We start from the raw sequence: 18,672 nt of genomic DNA on the forward strand, positions 1-18,672 counted from the left end.
GACACCGATCTGCTCGATGATGACCGGCGCCAGGCCCTCGGTCGGCTCGTCCAGCAGGATCAGATTGGCGCCGGTGCGCAGGATGCGGGCAATCGCCAGCATCTGCTGCTCGCCGCCCGACAGGCGCGTCCCCTGGGTCGAGCCGCGGCCCTTCAGGTTGGGGAACAGCTCATGGATCTGCGGGACCGTCATCCCGCCCTCCTTGACCACCGGCGGCAGCGTCAGGTTCTCGTCCACGCTGAGGCTGGAGAAGATGCCGCGCTCCTCCGGCACATAGCCGATGCCGAGGCGGGGGATCTTGTGCTGGGCCATGCCGATCAGCTCGGTGCCCTGGAAGCGGATCGAGCCGGTGCGCTTGCCCATGATGCCCATGATGGCGCGCATGGTCGAGGTCTTGCCGGCGCCGTTGCGGCCCAGCAGCGTCACCACCTCGCCCTGCCGCACCTCCAGGCTGACGCCGTGCAGCACATGGCTCTCGCCGTAGAAGCCGTGCAGGTCGGCGATCTCCAGCATGGCGGTCTTGGTCATCGCGCCGTCAGGCATGTCCGTTCCCCCCCGTGCCCATATAAGCTTCCATCACCTGCGGGTTCTTCGAGACGACCTCATACGGTCCCTCCGCCAGGATCTCGCCGCGGCGGAGCACGGTGATGGTGTCCGACAGGTGGGCGACGACCGACAGGTTGTGCTCCACCATCAGCACGGTGCGGTCGGCGGCGACGCGCTTGATCAGGGCGGCGGTGCCTTCGATGTCCTCATGGCCCATGCCGGCCAGCGGCTCGTCGAGCAGCATCACCTCCGGGTCGAGCGCCAGCGTGGTGGCGATCTCCAGGGCGCGTTTGCGGCCATAGGGCAGCTCGGCGGCCAGATGGCCGGCCCAGGGGGTGAGGTTCACCGCCTCGATCAGCTCCAGCGCCCGGTCGTGCAGGTCGTAGAGCGACGATTCGGACTTCCAGAAATGGAAGCTGGTGCCGAGCGGGCGCTGGAGTGCCACCCGGACATTCTCCAGCACGCTGAGATGCGGGAAGACGGCCGAGATCTGGAAGGAACGGACGAGCCCCATCAGGGCGATGTCGGCCGGCTTGGTGCGGGTGATGTCGCGGCCCTTGTAGAGGATCTGGCCGCGGGTGGGGGTGAGGAACTTGGTCAGCAGGTTGAACACCGTGCTCTTGCCGGCGCCGTTCGGGCCGATCAGCGCGTGGATGGTGCCGCGGCGAACCTGCAGGTTCACGTCGCGAACCGCGACGAAGCCGCCGAACTCCTTCGTCAGACCACGCGCTTCCAGGATGATGGTGTCATTCATGGTCGCGTTCTGGCGTCCTTCTGTTGCTGGCGGTGGGCCATGGCAATCGGGCCATGGGAATCCCGATGGCGACACGCGATGAACTGTGTTGCGTGAGCTGTGCTTTGACGGCCGTGCGGTATCCGCCGCCGGTGACCGTCGTTCCGCTTATTTCTGGCTGCCCGCGGTGCTGACCAGCGGGCAATCGCTCTGGCTCAGCGGCAGGTAAGCCTCGCTCGCGGGGATCGTTGCGACCACCTTGTAATATTCCCAAGGACCCTTCACCTCGGCCGGCTCCTTGACCTGGACGAGATAAAAATCATGAATGAGCTTGTTGTCCGCACGCAGCTTTGCCCCACGCGCAAAGAAATCGTCCACCGGCGTCGACCTCATTTTTTCCATGACGGCATCGGTCGAATCCGTGCCGGCCGCCGCGACGGACTTCAGGTAATGCAGCACGCCGGAATAGACCGCCGCCTGGGGGGCTGTCGGCATCCTGTTGCGGGCTTGGTAGAACCGCCGGCCGAACGCCCTGGTCTCGTCGTTCAGGTCCCAGTACCAGGCGGTGACCGTCGTCAGGCCCTTTGCGATCTCCGGCCCCATGCTGTGCACGTCAGTCAGGAACATGAGTTCCGCAACCACCTTCTGCGAGCTCTTGTCCATTCCGAACTCGTTCCACTGCTTCATCGCGGCGACGAGCTGGTCGCCGGCGTTCGCGAAGGCAACGACTTTTGCCTGCGAGCTGCCGGCCTGAAGAATGAAGGAGCTGTATTCGACGGTACCGAGCGGATGGAAGATCGCACCGGCCGACCTGCCGCCGACCTCGGACAAGATCCGCTGGGACTCCGACACCATGTTCCGGCCGAAGGCGTAGTCGGCCGCCACGAAAAACCAGCTGTCCTGGCCTTCGGAAACGAGCCTGCGGATCGGGGCGGCGACAAGGTTGTAATTGTCGTGGAGCCAGGCGATGCCGGTCGGCGAACACTGCTTGCCGCTGATCTCGGTCGTTCCGACCGCCGAATAGATGACGATCTTGTTCTTGTCCCGGGCGACCGACTGGATCGCCAGGGCGACGGCGGAGTTTCCGACATCGGCGACCATGTCGACGCCGTCGACGTCGATCCACCGGCGCACGATCTGGGACCCGATGTCGGCCTTGTTCTGATGATCGGCCGTGACAAGTTCGACCTTCAGGTCAGGCTTCAGTTTTTTAAAATCTTCGATCGCCAGCTTGGCAGCGACGACCGAGCCGGGCCCCGTTATGTCTGACAAGGCTCCCGATTGATCGTTGATGATGCCGATCCTCACCACGCCGTCCGAGATTTCAGCCGCCGAAACGGTCGCCGCCGAAAAGGTCGTCATGATCGCCATGGCCGACAGCGCGGCAGCGGCCGTCTTCGATTTCCGGATGGCGGACCGGTACCAGGGCTTGATGAACCGGCTTCGATGATGGTGCATGTTTCTCGTCGTCCCTGCTCTAGTCGGTCATTGCGATTGCTGTGACGCGATGGATTTTTCCGCCCGGCCACGTCCGTGCCTCCGATCCCCTCGCGAGCCGGGTATTCCGACACTCACCGAAAAGACGGCATGGCTCAACCCGGTGCCCGGCCCCGCATTCGGCCTTCAATGGCGAAGAATCCGTGCAAGCTCCCTGTTCTGGTTACAGCACCGCCGCCGACCATGGAGGTCCGGCGGAATGCCTGCCAGATTATGTTAACTTTCTTACTTTGGCCGGGCGTGCAGCAGCCCGCCATCCTCCCAAGGGAGGATGGCGGGTGGATCCGTGCCTCGCCCGGTAGCGGGTACCGTCAGCGGGTCGGCGAGGGGGCCTTGGCTTCGCGGGCGGCGCGGCGCAGGGATTGCGGTGCTTGGCCGAACGCACGGATGAAGGCGCGGCGCATCCGCTCGGGATCGCCGAAGCCGGTGATCAGGGCCACACGCTCGATCATCTCGCTGGAGGACTCGATCCATGCCCGTGCGACTTCGATCCGCAGCTTCTCGATTGCCTTCGACGGAGTCATGCCGGTCTCGGCAATGAAGGTGCGGGCGAAATGCCGGGAACTCATGCCGACGCGTTCGGCAAGATCCTCCACGGTCAGAGTTTGGTCGAGATGCTCGCGCGCCCAGGACAGCAACGCGTCGAAGCGTCCGTTCGGAGCCTTCAATTCGAGAAGAGGCGAGAACTGTGTCTGTCTGCCGCTGCGGCGATGGTAGAGCACGAGCTGGCGTGCGGTTTTCTGCGCGACCGCGTCGCCATGATCCTCGGCGACCAGCGCAAGCGCGAGGTCGATCCCGGCGGTGATGCCGGCGGAGGTCCACACCCCGCCGTCGCAGGTGAATATCTTGTCCGGCTCGAGCTTCACGTCGGGATAGCGTGCCATGAAGTCCTGCGTGCGGCACCAATGGGTGGTGGCGCGGCGGCCTTCGAGCAGCCCGGCCTCGGCCAGGACATAGGCGCCGGAACAGACGCTGGCGATCCGCACCCCCCGGCTTGCGAGCCGCCGCACAAAGGCGACCGTCGTCCTGCACGACGCCGCCGCGGTGACGCCCTCTCCTCCGGCGACGATCAGGGTCGTGACGGGTTTGGCCGACCGCAGCCCGTATGCGAATGTCTCGACGCCCGAGGAACTCCGCACCGGCCCCGCCTCAACGGCATACATCCGGATCGCCGGCGCCTTGCCGGCGAAGCGTCCGGCGATCTCGAACACGGAAATGGGCCCGGCGGCGTCCAGCAGCTGGAAGTCCGGATAGATCAGCACTCCGATCATGCGTCCGTCCGAAAAGGAGGGAATTACGCCGTTTCTGACCCGATGCCATCATGGCAGATTTCTGTCGTCAAGCCGAATATTTGGAGCCAAGCGATGGCAACACCGTTGCAAATCGGACTAATGGTCTTCCCCCAGGTCACGCAACTCGACCTCACGGGGCCATTACAGGTCTTTTCCAGTGTGCTGGGCGCCGAAGTCCACTTGGTCTGGAAAAACATGGAGCCGGTGCCGAGCGATTCCGTCCTTGCGATGACGCCGACCGTGACATTCGCCGACTGCCCGCAACTCGACGTCATCTGCGTGCCGGGCGGATACGGCACCGACGGCCTTCTCGGCGACGACGAGGTGCTCGGCTTCCTCCGCAAGCAGGCTGTGGGCGCCCGGTACATCACCTCGGTCTGCACCGGATCGCTGGTGCTCGGGGCGGCCGGCCTGTTGAGGGGCTATCGCGCGACCACCCATTGGAGCGCGGTCGAGGCGCTTCCGCTGTTCGGGGCGACGCCGTCGCGCGAACGGGTCTGCATCGACCGCAACCGCATCACCGGCGGCGGCGTCACCGCCGGGATCGATTTCGCGCTGACCCTGGTGGCGACCCTCGTCGACCGTGCGACCGCGGAGATGGTGCAGTTGCGCCTGGAATACAATCCCGCCCCGCCGTTCGACGCCGGCTCGCCGGACACCGCGCCGGCGGAGGTTCTCGCAGCGATGAGCGAAAGGATCGCACCGTTCCGGGCGCGCCGGATGGACGCGGTCCGGCAGGCCGCAGCGCGGATGTCCTGATCCCCGCACGGCCATCACGCGGACGGACCCTCCCCGCCGGCCCCCCGCCGGCGGAACCGCCGCGGCCGCTTGGGAAAACACGACCCCGACCTCTACGAAACGAGGGCGAAATGCTGTGTCATGGAGATGCGCAAGGCTGCACCGTTTCCCACCATGGCCTTCTGGCCTCCTGGGCGGAGACGTCGGCGGACCTTGTCGACGCGATCGAAGATCCGGTGTTCCCGAGCATCTTCTCCCGCTCCCTCGCCACATTGATCTCCTTCGAGGAATGCACCCAGCTCCTGTACGACGGCAACCGGCGGCAGGGTCTGGTCGGCCGCGACCGTTCGGGGACCGGATTGGAACACCGGAACGGCGGTACGGCGCGCCATCCATTCGACCGGATGTACCGCGCCGGCGTGAGATCGGGTGTCCACCTGCTGCGCGAGACCTCGCGCGATCCGGCCGGGGCGTTGGGATATCCGGCCAGGGACTGCCGGGCTGACGGGATGCATGAGGGCGGCGAAGAGCTGTGCATCGCCCTGCCGATGTCCGGCGACGCCTGCACCTTGATGGTGATGACGCGCAGGCGCAGCGGACGCCGGTTCACGGACGAAGAGGCCGGGCGGGTGAGGAGCGTCCTCCCGTTCCTGACGTCGGTGTTCCGCCGCCATCGGCACAGTGCCGGACTGCCGGCCGACGGCCGGGGCGACACCATCGACCACAGGCTGCTGCAACGGATCGAGCGGCTGAGCCCGCGTGAAAAGGAGATCGTCGGTCTGCTGATCGGCGGCCACTCGACGCTGTCAATCAGTCTCCGACTGGATATTTCCGGAACGACGGTGAAGACCCACCGCAAGAACCTGTACTCGAAGCTGGGGGTTGGAACGATACACGAGCTGTTCAGTCTTTATGGAAACTCCCTGAAAGAGCGGATGGTGCGCAGCTGATGATACGGGGTCTTGCAATTTTAAAATATTCGCCCCGGTCCTGCGATGGACGGGGCGTCGCGGGAGCCGGCGGCGTGCAGGCCGCCGGCACATGGATCGGGGAGTGACGGGGCCTTGTCGAAAGATACATTTGATCTGGTGATCCGCGGGGGCCGTGTCATCGATCCCGAAAGCGGCCGGGACGAGATCGCCGATGTCGCCATCAGGTCGGGGACCATTGCCTCGGTCGGCGCGATCCCGGCGGCGTCCGGCGAAAAGACCCTCGATGCGTCGGGGAAGGTGGTGTGCCCCGGCTTCGTGGACATCCATGCGCATGGCCAGTCGGTCGCCGCGGATTGGATGCAGGCGTTCGACGGCGTGACCACCGCGCTGGAACTGGAGGTCGGGGTCCTGCCGGTGGCGGCCTGGTACGACCGGCAGCGGGCCGACGGGCGCGTCCTGAACCACGGGGTGTCGGTCGGCTGGATCTTCGCGCGCAAGGCCGTCAAGGCCGGCATCGCCCCCGATCCGGAGCTGCATCCGATGGAGATGATGGGCCAGGGCGCCGGCGACGAGGGCGGATGGTCGAGCGCGGTGGCGTCCGCCGGCGAGATCGCCCGAATCCAGGACATCCTGTCGGCCGGCCTGCGCGAGGGCGGCATCGGCATCGGCATCCCGCACGGCTATGCGCCGGGAGCGGGCGTCAAGGAGATGACGGCGGTCTGCGGAACCGCGGCACAGGCCGCCGTCCCGACCTTCACCCACATCCCCTTCATGTCGAACACCGATCCGCAGAGTTCGGAAGAGGCCTATGTCCGGCTGATCGGCTATGCCGCCGCGACCGGCGCCCACATGCATGTCTGCCATCTGAACTCCACCTCGCTGCACGACATTGGCCGGTGCCGGGAGCTGCTGCTGAACGCGCAGGACAGGGGCTTGCCGATCACGGTCGAAGCCTATCCCTACGGCACCGGCTCGACAGTCGTTTCCGCCGCCTTCTTCGCCGATCCGGCATTCCCGAAACGGACCGGCACCTCCTATGGCAGTATCGAGCTGATCCACAACCGGCACCAGATGCGCGACCGGGACGACCTGCTCGGCGCCCGGCGGGCCGATCCGGGGGCGCTGGTCGCCTGGCATTTCCTGGATCTGGAGCGTGACGACGCCCATCGGGATCTGCTCGACCTGTCCGTCCTGTATCCGGGCGGCGCGATCGCATCCGACGCGATGCCCTGGGTCGAACCGGACGGGTCGCTCTACCGCGGCGCGGAATGGCCGCTGCCGCGGCGGCTGTCGTCCCATCCCAGATCGGCCGGCACCTTCAGCAGGTTCCTCGGCGACTACCACCGCAAGCGCGGGAAGATCGGCCTGGCGGAGGCGATCGGGAAATGCACCCTCATCCCGTCGCGGATCATCGAAGGATGCGTTCCGCAGATGCGCCGGAAGGCCAGGCTGCAGGAGGGCTGCGATGCCGACATCGCCGTCTTCGATCCCGAGACCGTCGCCGAGCGCGCCAGCTTCACCGACATGACCGCGCATGCGGCCGGGATGCATGCCGTGCTGGTGGGAGGTACACCCGTCATCCTCGACGGGATGCTGGACACGCAGGCGCGGCCGGGCCGCGCGGTGAGAGGAGGGAGGCGGAACGATGACTCATGACGCTGTCGCCGGTCCCGTGCCGGTGATGCTCGTCACCGGCGTGCTGGGGTCGGGGAAGACCACGCTGATCAACCGCATCCTGCATGTCAGCGGCGGGCGGAGCTTCGCCGCGATCGTGAACGACTTCGGGGCGGTCAACATCGACGAGGCGATCCTGTCGGCCTCGGGCCGTCCGGTCATCGGCCTGAAGAACGGCTGCATCTGCTGCTCGCTCCAGGGGGATCTGCTGCGGACGCTGCGGACCGTCCTGTCCCACAAGGCCCGCATCGACGGGATCGTGATCGAGGCGAGCGGGGTATCCGATCCGCGCGGCATCGCCGAGGCGTTGTACGACCCGATCCTCCGGGGCGCGGTCAGGCTCGACTCCGTGGTGACGGTCGTCGATGCGGAAGAACATGACGTCTCCGACGGCCTGTGGCGAGCCCAACTGGATGCCGCCGACTTCGTCGTCCTGTCCAAGGCGGACCGCATCGCCGACAAGGAGGTTCTCGGCCTCAGGGCTCTGTTGCGCGCCATGGGGGAGAAGATCGTGTTCGTCATCCGGGAGGATGCCGACATCCCGATCGACATTCTTTTCGGCAGTCCACCGGAGCGGACGGACGGACCGGAGGGCAGCCCCCCTCCACGCTTCTCCGACGATCGGTTCGCGCATCTCGAATGGTCGTCGGAAACCCCGGTCTCCTTCCCCGCTTTCCAGGGCGCGGTCCAGACATTCGCCGCGCAGTTGGCTCGCGGCAAGGGCTTCCTGTCGTTCCGCGAACGGCCGGGCGAGCGGTTCCTGTTCCAGCTCGTCGGCACACGGGCGAGCCTGTCGCCGTCGATGCCGCCGCAACCGGGCCCCGGCGCCCAGCTGGTCTTCATCGGCAGGAAGGAGCAGTTCGACATCGGGCGGGCGAAGGCGGCCCTCGACGCGATCAGGGTCGCCTGAGCAGGGAGCGCGGCGACAACGGAAACACGGAACGGAAGGCGCGGAATGGCGCAGGTCGCGATACTGGGAGCGGGCATGGTCGGCATCTGCACGGCCCTTGCCCTGCAGGAACGGGGACATGATTGCGTGGTCTTCGACCGGCGGCCGCCGGGATCGGAGACCAGTTACGGCAACGCCGGCATCATCCAGGCCGAGGCGGTCGAACCCTACGCCCTGCCGGCTAATCCGCTGGTGATGCTCCGGATGGCGCTCGGCTGGAAGAACGCTGTCGCCCTTCACTGGCCTTCGCTGCCGCGCCAGCTTCCGGCGCTTTATTCCTATTGGCGGTCGTCGTCGGGAAGCCCGCTGGGCAAGGTCGTTCCGGTGTGGCACCGGCTGATCCTGGAAGCGGTGCCGCGGCACAACGCCCTGATCAAGGCGGCAGGAGCCGGTGACCTCATCCGAACGCGCGGCTACTGGGAGGTTCACGCGACCGGGGCCGGACTGGCCGCGGCCCTGCTCGACGCGGAGCGGCGCAAGCGCCGGTACGGCATCGACTTCGAGGCGGCGGATTCGGGCATGCTTGCGCGCGCGGAGCCCAGCCTGCGCGCCGCATTGCCCGGCGCCATCCACTGGACAGCGCCCTGGTCCTGCGTGGCGCCCGGGGAACTGGTCACCGCCTATGCCGACCTCTTCCGGATGCGGGGCGGCAGGATCGTCCAGGCCGACGCAGCCCCGCTGGCGCAGTCCGGCCGCGGCTGGCGCGTCGGCGGTGAAGCGGTGGAGCACGCCGTCGTCGCGCTCGGCCCCTGGTCGCCGGAGCTGCTGAAGGGGCTGGGGTATCGGGTGCCGATGGTGCGCAAGCGCGGCTACCATCTCCATTATGGCTGTGACGACGGCCCCAGCCGGCCGATGCTTCTGGCCGACCATTCGGTCGTCCTCTCCCCCATGCGCGCCGGGTTGCGGATCGCCACGGCGGCGGAGTTGTCAGCAGGGGCGGCGCCGGCGGCCTATCCCGGGCAGCTGGCGCGGGGAGAGGTGGCCGCGAGAGCGCTGTTCCGGTTCGGCAAGGCGGTGGAGGACTCCGCCTGGTCAGGGACGCGGCCTTGCCTTCCCGGCATGCTGCCGCTGGTCTGCAAGGCACCGCGGCATTCCGGGCTGTGGTTCCACTTCGGCCACGGGCATCAGGGCTTCACCCTCGGCCCGGTGACCGCCGAGCGCCTCGCACGCGCCTTCGACGGCGACATGGGGGCTGTCGAGGGCCTCGACGGCGGACTGTCCTAGAGAGCGGCTTCGGTTCACGGATGGCGGCGAGGGCGCACTGAGCCTCGTCGCGACCTTAATTCAGGTGGGCGGGCGGAGTTCGGGCGCGTTCGATCGGTCATCCGTTTCGGGATGGTGGCGCCGCTGATGGCCTCGGCTTGCCGGCCAGGCAGCCGTGCTCGGCGATGCCCTGGATGTGGCGGTCCCGCTGCGTCGGCTCGGTGGCGGCGGTTGCCCTGGGCACCGCTGGTCCGGCAAAGCAACGGGCCGACCTGGAAGGCGTCGCCGTCCGCCGGTCAGCTTCCGCCGTTGGCGGCACTGTTCGGCCGGGCCGGGCCTTCGAACGCCGACATCGCAAGATACCACTGGTCGGACAAGGCTTTTGCGAGGCTGTCGGCAGTGGGGAAGGACCGGCACAGCAGTGCGTCGCCATGGACGAATCTTTCGCGCAGGCTCTCGATCGTCATCGCGATCAGCAGGCGCAGGACGCCCTCGAACCTGCCGCGTTCCTCCAGGCCGAAGGGCCGTCCGCGACGGCGGGCGACGGCCAGGATGATGCGGTCGACCCATTCGGAATTCATCCGCTCACGCATGCGCAACATCTCGGGATCCCGCGTGGCCAGTTCCGAGAACAGGCTGTAGAAGCCTGCGTTCGCCTCATAGGCGCGGCAATAGTCGGTGTTGGCGGTCAAGATCGCCTCGTAGCTGCTTCGTGGCCCCTTCGATGCGGTGCGGCGGTGGGTGACATATTCGAAGAAGAGATTGACGAGGACGACGGCGCATTCATCCATGTCTTTGAAATGATTATAGAAGGTTCCGCGTGAGAGCCCGGCTTCGTCCAGCAGGGCCTCTACCGTCATCAGCTTTCCCCGTGTGGTGCGCAGGTGGCGGGCGACAAGGGAAAGCAGCATGTAGCGCGTCCGCTCCCGCTTCGGCCGCGTCCGCTCCCGGCTCTTGATCGCCAGAACCTCCTCGAAGAAGAGAGGGGGAACGGCTTCATCCCGCTCAGGCCCGCGGCCCTGAATTTTCTCATCCTGCTGCATTTTTATGCCCTCGCTCCCCAACCACCATGGCCCCGGCAAAAATGTTCTGCGAGCTGACGTTCACAGCTTGACGAGGGCTATTTTTATACATAGCGTCATATTTAGACAATGCGTCATCACTGGACAGGCCGATGGTACCTACGATGGTGGACGTCAATAAACCCTCCAGCGGCACCTTGAACAGGGAAGCTTTTTCAAAAGCGAAGGCGACCGGTGCGACGATCGAGTTCCAATCCGTCCGCAAGGCCTATGGATCGGTAACAGCACTGCACGATTTTTCCCTGACCATTCATCCCGGCGAGTTCCTGACGATCCTCGGGTCGAGCGGATCGGGGAAAACAACGGCTCTGAATGCACTTGCGGGCTTCTCCGGGGCGGACTCGGGCGACATCCTCATCGACGGCAAGTCGGTGATCGACGAACCGCCGGAACGCCGGAATCTGGGGATGGTGTTCCAGAACTATTCGCTGTTCCCGCACATGACGGTGTTCGACAACATCGCCTTCCCGCTGCGGATGCGCCGCGCTCCGCGGCGCGAGATCAACGAACGGGTGGAGCGGGTCCTGGAGATCGTCCGGCTCGGCGCGCTCGCCAGGCGGATGCCCCGCGATCTCTCCGGCGGGCAGCAGCAGCGTGTGGCCTTCGCCCGCGCCATCGTGTTCGAGCCGCCCGTCCTGCTGATGGACGAACCGCTCGGCGCGCTCGATCTCAAGCTGCGCGAAGCGTTGCAGTTCGAGATCAAGGAAATCCAGCATCAGCTCGGCTGCACCGTGGTCTATGTGACCCACGATCAGCGCGAGGCGCTCGCCATGTCATCGCGCATCGTCGTGCTGCGCGACGGACGGATCGAGCAGGTCGGCACGCCGTCCGAAATGTACGACGCGCCGAAAAGCCGCTTCGTCGCCGATTTCATCGGGCAGACCAACCTGCTGGCCGCGGATCTGTCGATGGCCGGATCGGTGTCGATCTCCGAACTGGGTGCCGTCTACCGGGACGCGGACTCCCGGGCCCGCCAGGGGGCCTGGTACGCCAGCGTCCGCCCCGAAAAGCTTCAGCGCCGTCCGGCCGAAGGGTCGGACATCGCCGTGGACGTGACCGTTCAAGAGGCGGTGTTCCTCGGCGACGTGATCGAATACAGCGCCCGCACCGCCCATGGTGCGCTCATCCACTTCCGGGAACAGAGACGCGACAGGGACCGGATCCCGGAACGCGGCGAGACCATCGGTCTCGTCCTGCGCCCCTCCGACGTTGTCCTCGTTCCGGATCTCGCCAAGACCGGTCGCTAAAGAACTGATTGGGAGTGCCGTTATGAAGAAGCTGCTGTGGAGCCTCTCCGTTGGAGCGGCGATTGTCGGCGGTGCCGGCGACGCCGCCCTGGCCCAGTCCGGCAACAAGTCGATCACGATTGCCAATTACGGCGGTGCATGGGCGGAAACCCTGAACCGCATCTGCATCGAGCCGTTCACCAAGGAGACCGGCATCACCGTCACCCAGGCGGCGACCGAGGACTCCCTTGCCCAGATCCGCGTCCAGCAGACCACCCGGAACATCCTGTGGGACATTGCGCCCACCGAGCGCTCGGGCCTGCCGGTCTCGTCCAAGAATGGCTGGCTGGAGCCGATCGACTGGTCGGTGGTCGACCCGGAGAACAAGCTCCCGCCGGTTGCCCGCAAACAGTACGCCATCGGCGCGATCGCCTATTCCACCACGATCGGCGTGCGCACCGACAAGCTGCCGGAAGGCAAGAGCTTTAGCGGCTGGAAGGACTTCTGGGACGTCAAGACCTTCCCCGGCCCGCGCACGCTGCGCAACTCCCCGGCGGAAAACCTCGAATTCGCCCTGATCGCCGACGGCGTGAAGCCGTCCGATGTGTACACCGTTCTGCGGTCGCCGGACGGCGTCGACCGCGCGTTCAGGAAGCTGGACGAGATCAAGCCGGCGATCACCGTCTGGTGGACCAGCGGCCAGCAGCCGGTCCAGCTTCTCGCCAGCGGCGAGGTCTTCTACGCGACCGCCTTCAACGGCCGCATCCAGCAGCTGCAGAAGGACAAGCTGCCGGTCAAAATCATCTGGGACGGCGGGTCGCTGGACGTCAGCTACTATTCCATCGTGAAGGGCGCCCGCAACATGGCCGACGCCCAGAAATTCATGAACTACTGCTGGAACACGCCGACGCGCCTGGCCGAGATCGCCCGCGCCATGCCCTATTCCTCCTTCAACCCCGACATCTACAAGATCCTCTCGGCGGACGAGGCCAAGGAGCTGCCGACCAGCCCGGCGAACCTCGACGTTCAGTTCGCGCTGGATTCCGAATATTGGGCTGAAAACCTGCCGCGCATCCAGAAGCGGTGGGAAGCTTGGCGCCTGCAATGAGCGACGGCGTCGCCATGCCGCGCGATGGGAAAGGGGCGGCGCGCGGCAGGCGCGCGCCTCTCTCCTCCCTCTGGCTGCTTGCGCCGGCGGCCGTGCTGTTCCTCTTCGTGTTCATCCTCCCGGTGGGCGAGGTCGCGTTGTGGAGCGTGCAGGGGGAAGCCGGGCTGTCGGCGGAGAATTACGAGGCGGCACTCGGCGCGGGGCCGTACCGGACGATCCTGTTCGGAACCTTGCAGCTTTCCTTCGGCGTGGCCTGCGCCTGCATCCTGGTCGGCTATCCGGCCGCCTATTTCCTTGCATCCCGTCCGCCGCGCAACCGGACCTTGCTGCTGCTCCTCATCCTGACCCCGCTGTGGGTCAGCGTGCTGGTGCGCACCTTCGGCTGGATCGTCGTTCTCGGCCGGGAAGGGCTGGTCAACTCCATGCTGATCGGGATCGGCGCCGTCGATGGGCCGCTCCAGATGCTGTACACGCGCGGAGCCGTCTACGTCGCGATGGTCCAGGTCCTGCTGCCGGTTGCCATTCTGGTCATGTTCTCGACCATGACCACCATCAACCGTTCCCTGCTGATGGCGTCCCGGATTCTGGGTGCATCGCCGTGGCGCGGCTTCGTCCACATCTTCCTTCCGCTGAGCGCGGGGGGAGCGGTCAATGCCTGGATGCTCACCTTCGTGCTGGCTCTCGGTTTCTTCATCACCCCGGCACTGGTCGGCGGTCCGAAGGAGACGATGATCGCGAACCTGATCGCGACGCAGATCACGCTGACCCTCGACTGGGGCCTAGGTTCCGCGCTCGGCATGGTGCTGGTGGTCGCGGGCTTTGCCGTGGTGGGTGCCATCGCTCTGCTCTTCCGGCGGGTGACGGGGCTGAGCGGCCATGGAGGCTCGCGATGAAACGATCGCTTTGGGAAAAATCCGGGCGCTACCTGCTTCCGGTCTATTTCGTCGGCGTCCTGCTTTACCTGCTGCTGCCGTTGCTGCTGGTCATCCCGATGTCGATCAGCGAAACGCGCTATCTGAAATTCCCGCCTCAGGGCTTCACGTTCCGCTGGTATCAGGAGTTCTTCGCGTCCGCCGGCTGGATCGACGCCACCCTGCGCAGCCTGCTGATCGCCGCGGCGAGTGCTGCGCTGGCCACCGCCATCGGCACCGCGGCCGCCCTGGTGCTGAGCCGGGAGGGCAGCAAGGCCGCGCGGGCGGCCGGACCGGTCTTCCTGGGGCCGCAGGTGGTGCCGGTCATCATCCTGGCGCTGGGCACCCTGCTGGTCTTCAGCCGCTTCGGCCTTTACGGCTCGCTGTGGGGCGTGGCCCTGGTCCATGCCGTTCTGGCTCTGCCCTTCGTCACCACCACGGTGTCCGGGGCGCTGCGTCAGACCGGCGACACGCTGGCCCGTGCCGCCCGCGTGCTGGGGGCCCGGCCGCATGAGGCCTTCTGGCACGTCACCTTGCCGACGATCCGTCCGGCGGTGATCTCGGCCGGCGTGTTCGCCTTCTTCATCTCCTTCGATGAGCTGGTCATCGCCCTGTTCGTCATGGGGCAGAACGAAACCCTGCCCATGCGCATCTGGGCGGACATGCGTCACGACCTGACGCCGGTCGTGGCCGCCGTCGCCACGCTGCTGATCGTCGTCACCTTCGCCGCCGTCTTCATGAGCGATCTGATCCAACGCCGCGCCCAACGGCGCGCGGGGTGACGGGTCGCCCGGCACCGCGCGCCAGCGCCGCACCTCACATGGGCCACCGCACCCGACGGCCCCATCACCCAGGGAAAGTGTGATGTTCTCAGATTTCCGCAGGGAAGAACCCGATGCTCTCGCCCGCCGCCTGGAGGCGATGACGCTTCCGGATTCGGTGTACGACCTGCTGCTGACCACCGCCACCCGCGTCCCGGCGGCGCCCGCCTGGCGCTTCCTCGACGATGGGGTGGAACGGAGCTGGGGCGAGGTTCTGGCCAGCGTCGACAGCGCCGCCGCCGCGCTGTCCGCGGTCGGCATCGGACCGGGCGTCCATGTCGCGGTGATGGCCTGGAACCGCGAGGAGTTCCCGATCACCTGGCTGGCGCTGTCGCGTCTCCAGGCGGTGATGGTGCCGGTCAACGCCACCTACACCGCGCGCGAGGTCGAGTATGTCCTGAAGACCTCGCTCGCCACCCACATGGTGCTGGAGGCGGAATTCCTGCCGCATCTGGACAGGCTGGAAGCGGTGAGGCTCGATCCCTCGCACGTCATCGTGATCGGGGATGCGGTGTCGGACCGTCACCGCAACTGGCGGGTGCTGATGGACGAGGCCCGCGGCCGTCAGGCTCCGGCGATCCCGCGGTCGATGGACGCCACGCTGAACCTCCAATACACCTCGGGCACGACGGGCTTCTCGAAGGCCTGCATGCTGAGCAACGAGTACTGGCTGTGCCTCGGCATCAGCTCGACCGAGTTCTTCGCCACCGACCTGCGCCGCTTCTATGTCGGCTCCAGCTTCTTCTACATGGTGGGGCAGCGCATCCTGCTGAACGCCATGGCCAGCGGCGGCTGCGCCTTCTTCCCGCGCAAGCCGGGCGCCAAGCGCTTCATGCCCGACGTGTCGGCGCTGGATTGCGATTACTGCGCCCTGTTCGAGATGGTCTACAAGCAGCCGCCGCGCGCCGGCGACGCAGACAACAGTCTGAAGATCGCCACGATCTTCGCCTTCGGCCCCGAAAGCCACGCCGACTTCCAGCGCCGCTTCGACGTGTATGGCCAGGAATTCTACGGCATGACGGAGATCGGCGGCGGCAGCTACGTCCCCGCCCATCGCCTGCCGGAGATGACCGGTTCGGGAAGCTGCGGCGTGGCCGCGCCCTTCCGCGAGCTGATGGTCGCGGGCGAGGACGGCAAGCCGGTTCCGACCGGCGAGACGGGCGAGCTGTGGGTCCGCGGCCGCGGCATCCTCAAGGGCTATTTCGGCAACGAGGACGCGACGGCGGACGCCTTCACCGACGGGTGGTTCCGCACCGGCGACCTTTGCCGGGTGGATTCCGGGGGCTATCACTACATCCTCGGCCGCACCAAGGACATGGTCCGCCGCATGGGCGAGAACATCGCCGCGCGCGAGGTCGAGGTGGTGTTGCGCACGCTCGACGACATCCAGGACGCCGCCATCGTGCCGGTGCCCGACGATTACCGCGGCGAGGAGATCAAGGCCTATATCCTGCTGGCCCCCGGCGCATCCCCGGACAGCTGCACGCCGGAGTTCATCGCCGATCACTGTTCCCGCCATCTCGCCGGGTTTAAGGTCCCCCGCTATTACGAGTACCGCGACAGCTTGCCCCTGACCGACTCCCAGCGGGTCCAGAAGAAGCACCTGATCGCCGAGAAGCCCGACCTGCGCGCCGGCTCCTATGACCGGCAGGACAAGATCTGGCGCTGACGCCATCCCCGTCCCATCCCAATCGATCCAATCCGAAAAGGCCAGCCGGCCTTGAATGAGGACCATTGCCATGCCCGAAATTTCCACGCGGACCGAGGGCGCCATCCGCATCCTGACCATCTCCAACGAACGCAAGCGGAATGCGTTCGAAGGGTCGATGGCGGCGGACTTCCTCCGGCTCCTGAACGAAGCGGAAAGCGATGACGCGGTGCGTGTGATCGTGGTCACCGGGGCCGGGGACATCGCCTTCTCCAGCGGCCATGACCTGAACGAGATCGCGTCCGGCGCCCACGCCGAAAGCAACCTGGGGGAAGAGCCCTTCCTGCGACCGCGCAGCATGCACAAGCCGGTGATCGCGGCGGTCAACGGCCATTGCTATGCCGCCGCCCTGATCTTCGCGGTGAACTGCGACCTGCGGGTGGCGAGCAGGAATGCGTCCTTCGGGTCGCCGGGGGCGCGTCTCGGCATGCTGCCGGAGGGCGGCCAGATCGGCCGTCTGCCGCGTCTGATGACATCGGCCCGCGCGCTGGAACTGATGTTGACGGCGAACCCGTTGTCGGCCGACGAGGCTTACCGGACCGGCTTCATCAACCGGCTGGCCGAAAGGGGCGAGGCCTTGAGCGAAGCCCTCGCCCTGGCGGGCGACATCGCCAGGAATTCCCCGTCGGTGGTCGCCGCGATCAAGGCCGGGGTGATCCTGGGGGAGGTCGAGGGGATCGAGGCTGCGACCGCCTATGAGGCGACCGTCGCCCGTCGCCTGGAGAAGGAGGCCGACGCCCAGGAAGGCGTCAGCGCCTTCCTGGAAAAGCGCCCGCCGGTGTTCGGCGGCGGCAAGCAACGATAGGCCGGGGTGGCGGCAAGCCGCGGCTGCCGGCGCCGACAGCGGGTGCACCTCATGGTCAAGCCGCCGGATGGCGCCTATGTTCACCATGATCCGCCGTCCCGGCATCGGCTGCCTGCCGTTCAACGGCGCCGTGCTGATCCAAAATTCTCATTATCGCGGGGAGGGTCCCAACCATGGCCGAGAACTTCAAGGCCTTCGTGATCGAAGATGTCGACGGCAAGCCCAAGGGCGGCTTCACGACGCTGACACTCGCCGACCTGCCGGACAACGATGTGCTGGTGGAGGTCGCTTACTCCACCCTCAACTACAAGGACGGGCTTGCCGTCTCCGGAAAGGGCAGGATCGCCCGCAAGCTGCCGATGGTCGCCGGCATCGATCTGGCCGGCACCGTGATCGAGTCCCGGTCTCCCGACTGGAAAGCCGGCGACAGGGTGGTCGCCAACGGCTGGGGCATGTCGGAAACGCAGTGGGGTGGCTACACCCGCTTCCAGCGCCTGAAGGCGGAGTGGCTGACCCGCCTGCCGGACGTTTTCTCGTTCGAAGAGGCCATGGGCATCGGCACCGCCGGCTACACCGCCGCGTTGTGCGTGGACGCGTTGGAGCGGTGGGGCGCCGTTCGTCCTGGCGGCAAGGAGGTGCTGGTCACCGGAGCTGCCGGCGGGGTCGGCTCCGTCGCGGTGGCGCTGCTCGCCAAGAGCGGTTACCCGGTGGTGGCCTCCACCGGTCGGCCCGAGACGCACGACTATCTGCGGGAGCTCGGCGCCACCGGCTTCATCGACCGTGCGGTGCTTCTGGAAAAAGGCGCGCCTTTGCAGAAGGAGCGTTGGGCCGGCGGCATCGACTCGGTGGGCGGGCAGACGCTGGTCAGCGCGCTGTCGCAAACCATGTGGGGTGGGGCAATTGCCGCCTGCGGCTTGGCCGGTTCGTCCGACCTGCCCGCTACGGTCCTGCCGCATATCCTGCGCAGCGTCGCACTTCTCGGTGTCGATTCGGTGATGGCTCCGCAGCATCTCCGCGACGCCGCCTGGAAACGTCTGGCCCGCGACCTTGACAGGACGGCATTGAAGGCAATGTACGACGTGCAGCCCTTCGACGCGCTGCCCGATCTGGCAACCCGGATCCTCGCTGGACAGATCCGTGGCCGCGTTGTTGTCGACGTAACCCGTTGAGGCGGTTTCCAGTGCAAAGGGTCCGGACTCATAACCAGTAGGCGACAGTGGCGGCGATGTTTATCGCCGCCATGACGCTGTTGGCGGAGCGGTCATGGCGGGTGGCGATGCGGCGGAAATCATTGAGGACAGGCGCTCGATGACGTCAGGGCTCCGGTGGAGGCAGGGAGAAAAGCGGTTTTTCCAGCGCCCGTGTGCTTCAACATGACGACCCCGCTGATCGCATGGCGATCATCCACACGCGGCTTGCCTCAGGTATTGCGCCGAAGGTGCGGCTC

At 66.5% G+C, this 18,672-nt stretch carries 17 protein-coding genes and 1 pseudogene; 12 read left to right on the plus strand and 6 right to left on the minus strand.

What is annotated here, in order from left to right:
* The 4 genes from TSH64_RS32715 to TSH64_RS32730 all read right to left on the minus strand — a co-directional run.
* Positions 1 to 543: ATP-binding cassette domain-containing protein (locus tag TSH64_RS32715; RefSeq protein ID WP_109453263.1), on the minus strand; the 543-nt coding region annotated here is incomplete at its 3' end.
* Positions 536 to 1,300, minus strand: a complete 765-nt coding sequence (locus TSH64_RS32720; RefSeq protein WP_109451444.1) for an ABC transporter ATP-binding protein — start codon at positions 1,298 to 1,300, stop codon at positions 536 to 538. The genes TSH64_RS32720 and TSH64_RS32715, both read right to left, overlap by 8 nt.
* A 147-nt stretch (positions 1,301 to 1,447) precedes the next feature.
* A complete protein-coding gene (locus tag TSH64_RS32725) occupies positions 1,448 to 2,737 on the minus strand; it encodes an ABC transporter substrate-binding protein (RefSeq protein WP_247873282.1) in 1,290 nt (429 codons plus the stop codon).
* Between the two features lie 350 nt (positions 2,738 to 3,087).
* Positions 3,088 to 4,047, minus strand: a complete 960-nt coding sequence (locus tag TSH64_RS32730) for a GlxA family transcriptional regulator (RefSeq protein ID WP_109451448.1) — start codon at positions 4,045 to 4,047, stop codon at positions 3,088 to 3,090.
* 93 nt (positions 4,048 to 4,140) lie between these two features.
* Between TSH64_RS32730 and TSH64_RS32735 the strand changes: the two genes are divergently transcribed.
* The 5 genes from TSH64_RS32735 (at position 4,141) to TSH64_RS32755 (ending at position 9,585) form a co-directional block, all read left to right on the plus strand.
* Positions 4,141 to 4,827: a DJ-1/PfpI family protein gene (locus TSH64_RS32735; RefSeq protein ID WP_109451450.1), complete on the plus strand. Its 687-nt coding sequence runs from the start codon at positions 4,141 to 4,143 to the stop codon at positions 4,825 to 4,827.
* A gap of 110 nt (positions 4,828 to 4,937) precedes the next feature.
* The gene (locus TSH64_RS32740) at positions 4,938 to 5,756 is read left to right on the plus strand and encodes a helix-turn-helix transcriptional regulator (protein ID WP_109451452.1); all 819 of its coding nucleotides are present in this window, start codon (positions 4,938 to 4,940) and stop codon (positions 5,754 to 5,756) included.
* A 114-nt stretch (positions 5,757 to 5,870) separates the two neighbouring features.
* Positions 5,871 to 7,394 carry an amidohydrolase family protein gene (locus tag TSH64_RS32745; RefSeq protein ID WP_247873283.1) on the plus strand — a complete coding sequence of 508 codons (1,524 nt, stop codon included), beginning with the start codon at positions 5,871 to 5,873 and terminating at the stop codon, positions 7,392 to 7,394.
* On the plus strand, positions 7,384 to 8,322 hold the full coding sequence (locus TSH64_RS32750) for a CobW family GTP-binding protein (RefSeq protein ID WP_109451457.1): 939 nt from the start codon (positions 7,384 to 7,386) through the stop codon (positions 8,320 to 8,322). The genes TSH64_RS32745 and TSH64_RS32750 overlap by 11 nt, the downstream gene beginning before the upstream one ends.
* A 45-nt stretch (positions 8,323 to 8,367) precedes the next feature.
* Positions 8,368 to 9,585 (plus strand): FAD-dependent oxidoreductase, encoded by a 1,218-nt coding sequence (locus TSH64_RS32755; protein ID WP_109451459.1) that lies wholly within the window; start codon positions 8,368 to 8,370, stop codon positions 9,583 to 9,585.
* 275 nt (positions 9,586 to 9,860) lie between these two features.
* Here TSH64_RS32755 and TSH64_RS32760 read toward each other — a convergent pair whose 3' ends face one another.
* Positions 9,861 to 10,628, minus strand: coding sequence for a TetR/AcrR family transcriptional regulator (locus TSH64_RS32760; RefSeq protein ID WP_247873284.1), 768 nt, complete (start codon positions 10,626 to 10,628; stop codon positions 9,861 to 9,863).
* Between the two features lie 122 nt (positions 10,629 to 10,750).
* On the opposite strand from TSH64_RS32760, the gene TSH64_RS32765 reads away from it, so the two are divergent.
* The 7 genes from TSH64_RS32765 to TSH64_RS32795 all read left to right on the plus strand — a co-directional run bounded on the left by TSH64_RS32765 (position 10,751) and on the right by TSH64_RS32795 (position 18,394).
* Positions 10,751 to 11,893, plus strand: coding sequence for an ABC transporter ATP-binding protein (locus TSH64_RS32765; RefSeq protein ID WP_247873285.1), 1,143 nt, complete (start codon positions 10,751 to 10,753; stop codon positions 11,891 to 11,893).
* Positions 11,894 to 11,915: 22 nt separating this feature from the next.
* Positions 11,916 to 12,980 (plus strand): ABC transporter substrate-binding protein, encoded by a 1,065-nt coding sequence (locus tag TSH64_RS32770; RefSeq protein WP_109451466.1) that lies wholly within the window; start codon positions 11,916 to 11,918, stop codon positions 12,978 to 12,980.
* The gene (locus TSH64_RS32775) at positions 12,977 to 13,873 is read left to right on the plus strand and encodes an ABC transporter permease (protein WP_109451468.1); all 897 of its coding nucleotides are present in this window, start codon (positions 12,977 to 12,979) and stop codon (positions 13,871 to 13,873) included. The genes TSH64_RS32770 and TSH64_RS32775 overlap by 4 nt, the downstream gene beginning before the upstream one ends.
* Positions 13,870 to 14,673, plus strand: coding sequence for an ABC transporter permease (locus TSH64_RS32780; protein WP_109451470.1), 804 nt, complete (start codon positions 13,870 to 13,872; stop codon positions 14,671 to 14,673). Before TSH64_RS32775 ends, TSH64_RS32780 begins: the two co-directional genes overlap by 4 nt.
* An 82-nt stretch (positions 14,674 to 14,755) precedes the next feature.
* On the plus strand, positions 14,756 to 16,381 hold the full coding sequence (locus TSH64_RS32785; protein ID WP_109451472.1) for a class I adenylate-forming enzyme family protein: 1,626 nt from the start codon (positions 14,756 to 14,758) through the stop codon (positions 16,379 to 16,381).
* A gap of 70 nt (positions 16,382 to 16,451) precedes the next feature.
* Positions 16,452 to 17,225 carry an enoyl-CoA hydratase/isomerase family protein gene (locus TSH64_RS32790; protein WP_109451474.1) on the plus strand — a complete coding sequence of 258 codons (774 nt, stop codon included), beginning with the start codon at positions 16,452 to 16,454 and terminating at the stop codon, positions 17,223 to 17,225.
* A 173-nt stretch (positions 17,226 to 17,398) separates the two neighbouring features.
* Complete coding sequence (locus tag TSH64_RS32795; protein WP_109451476.1) at positions 17,399 to 18,394, plus strand: MDR family oxidoreductase; 996 nt, start codon at positions 17,399 to 17,401, stop codon at positions 18,392 to 18,394.
* 28 nt (positions 18,395 to 18,422) lie between these two features.
* Here TSH64_RS32795 and TSH64_RS36505 read toward each other — a convergent pair.
* Positions 18,423 to 18,583: pseudogene (locus tag TSH64_RS36505) on the minus strand (IS5/IS1182 family transposase); the annotation flags it as partial.
* Between the last annotated feature and the right edge of the window lie 89 nt (positions 18,584 to 18,672).

Source organism: Azospirillum sp. TSH64 (assembly GCF_003116035.1).
Lineage (GTDB): Bacteria > Pseudomonadota > Alphaproteobacteria > Azospirillales > Azospirillaceae > Azospirillum.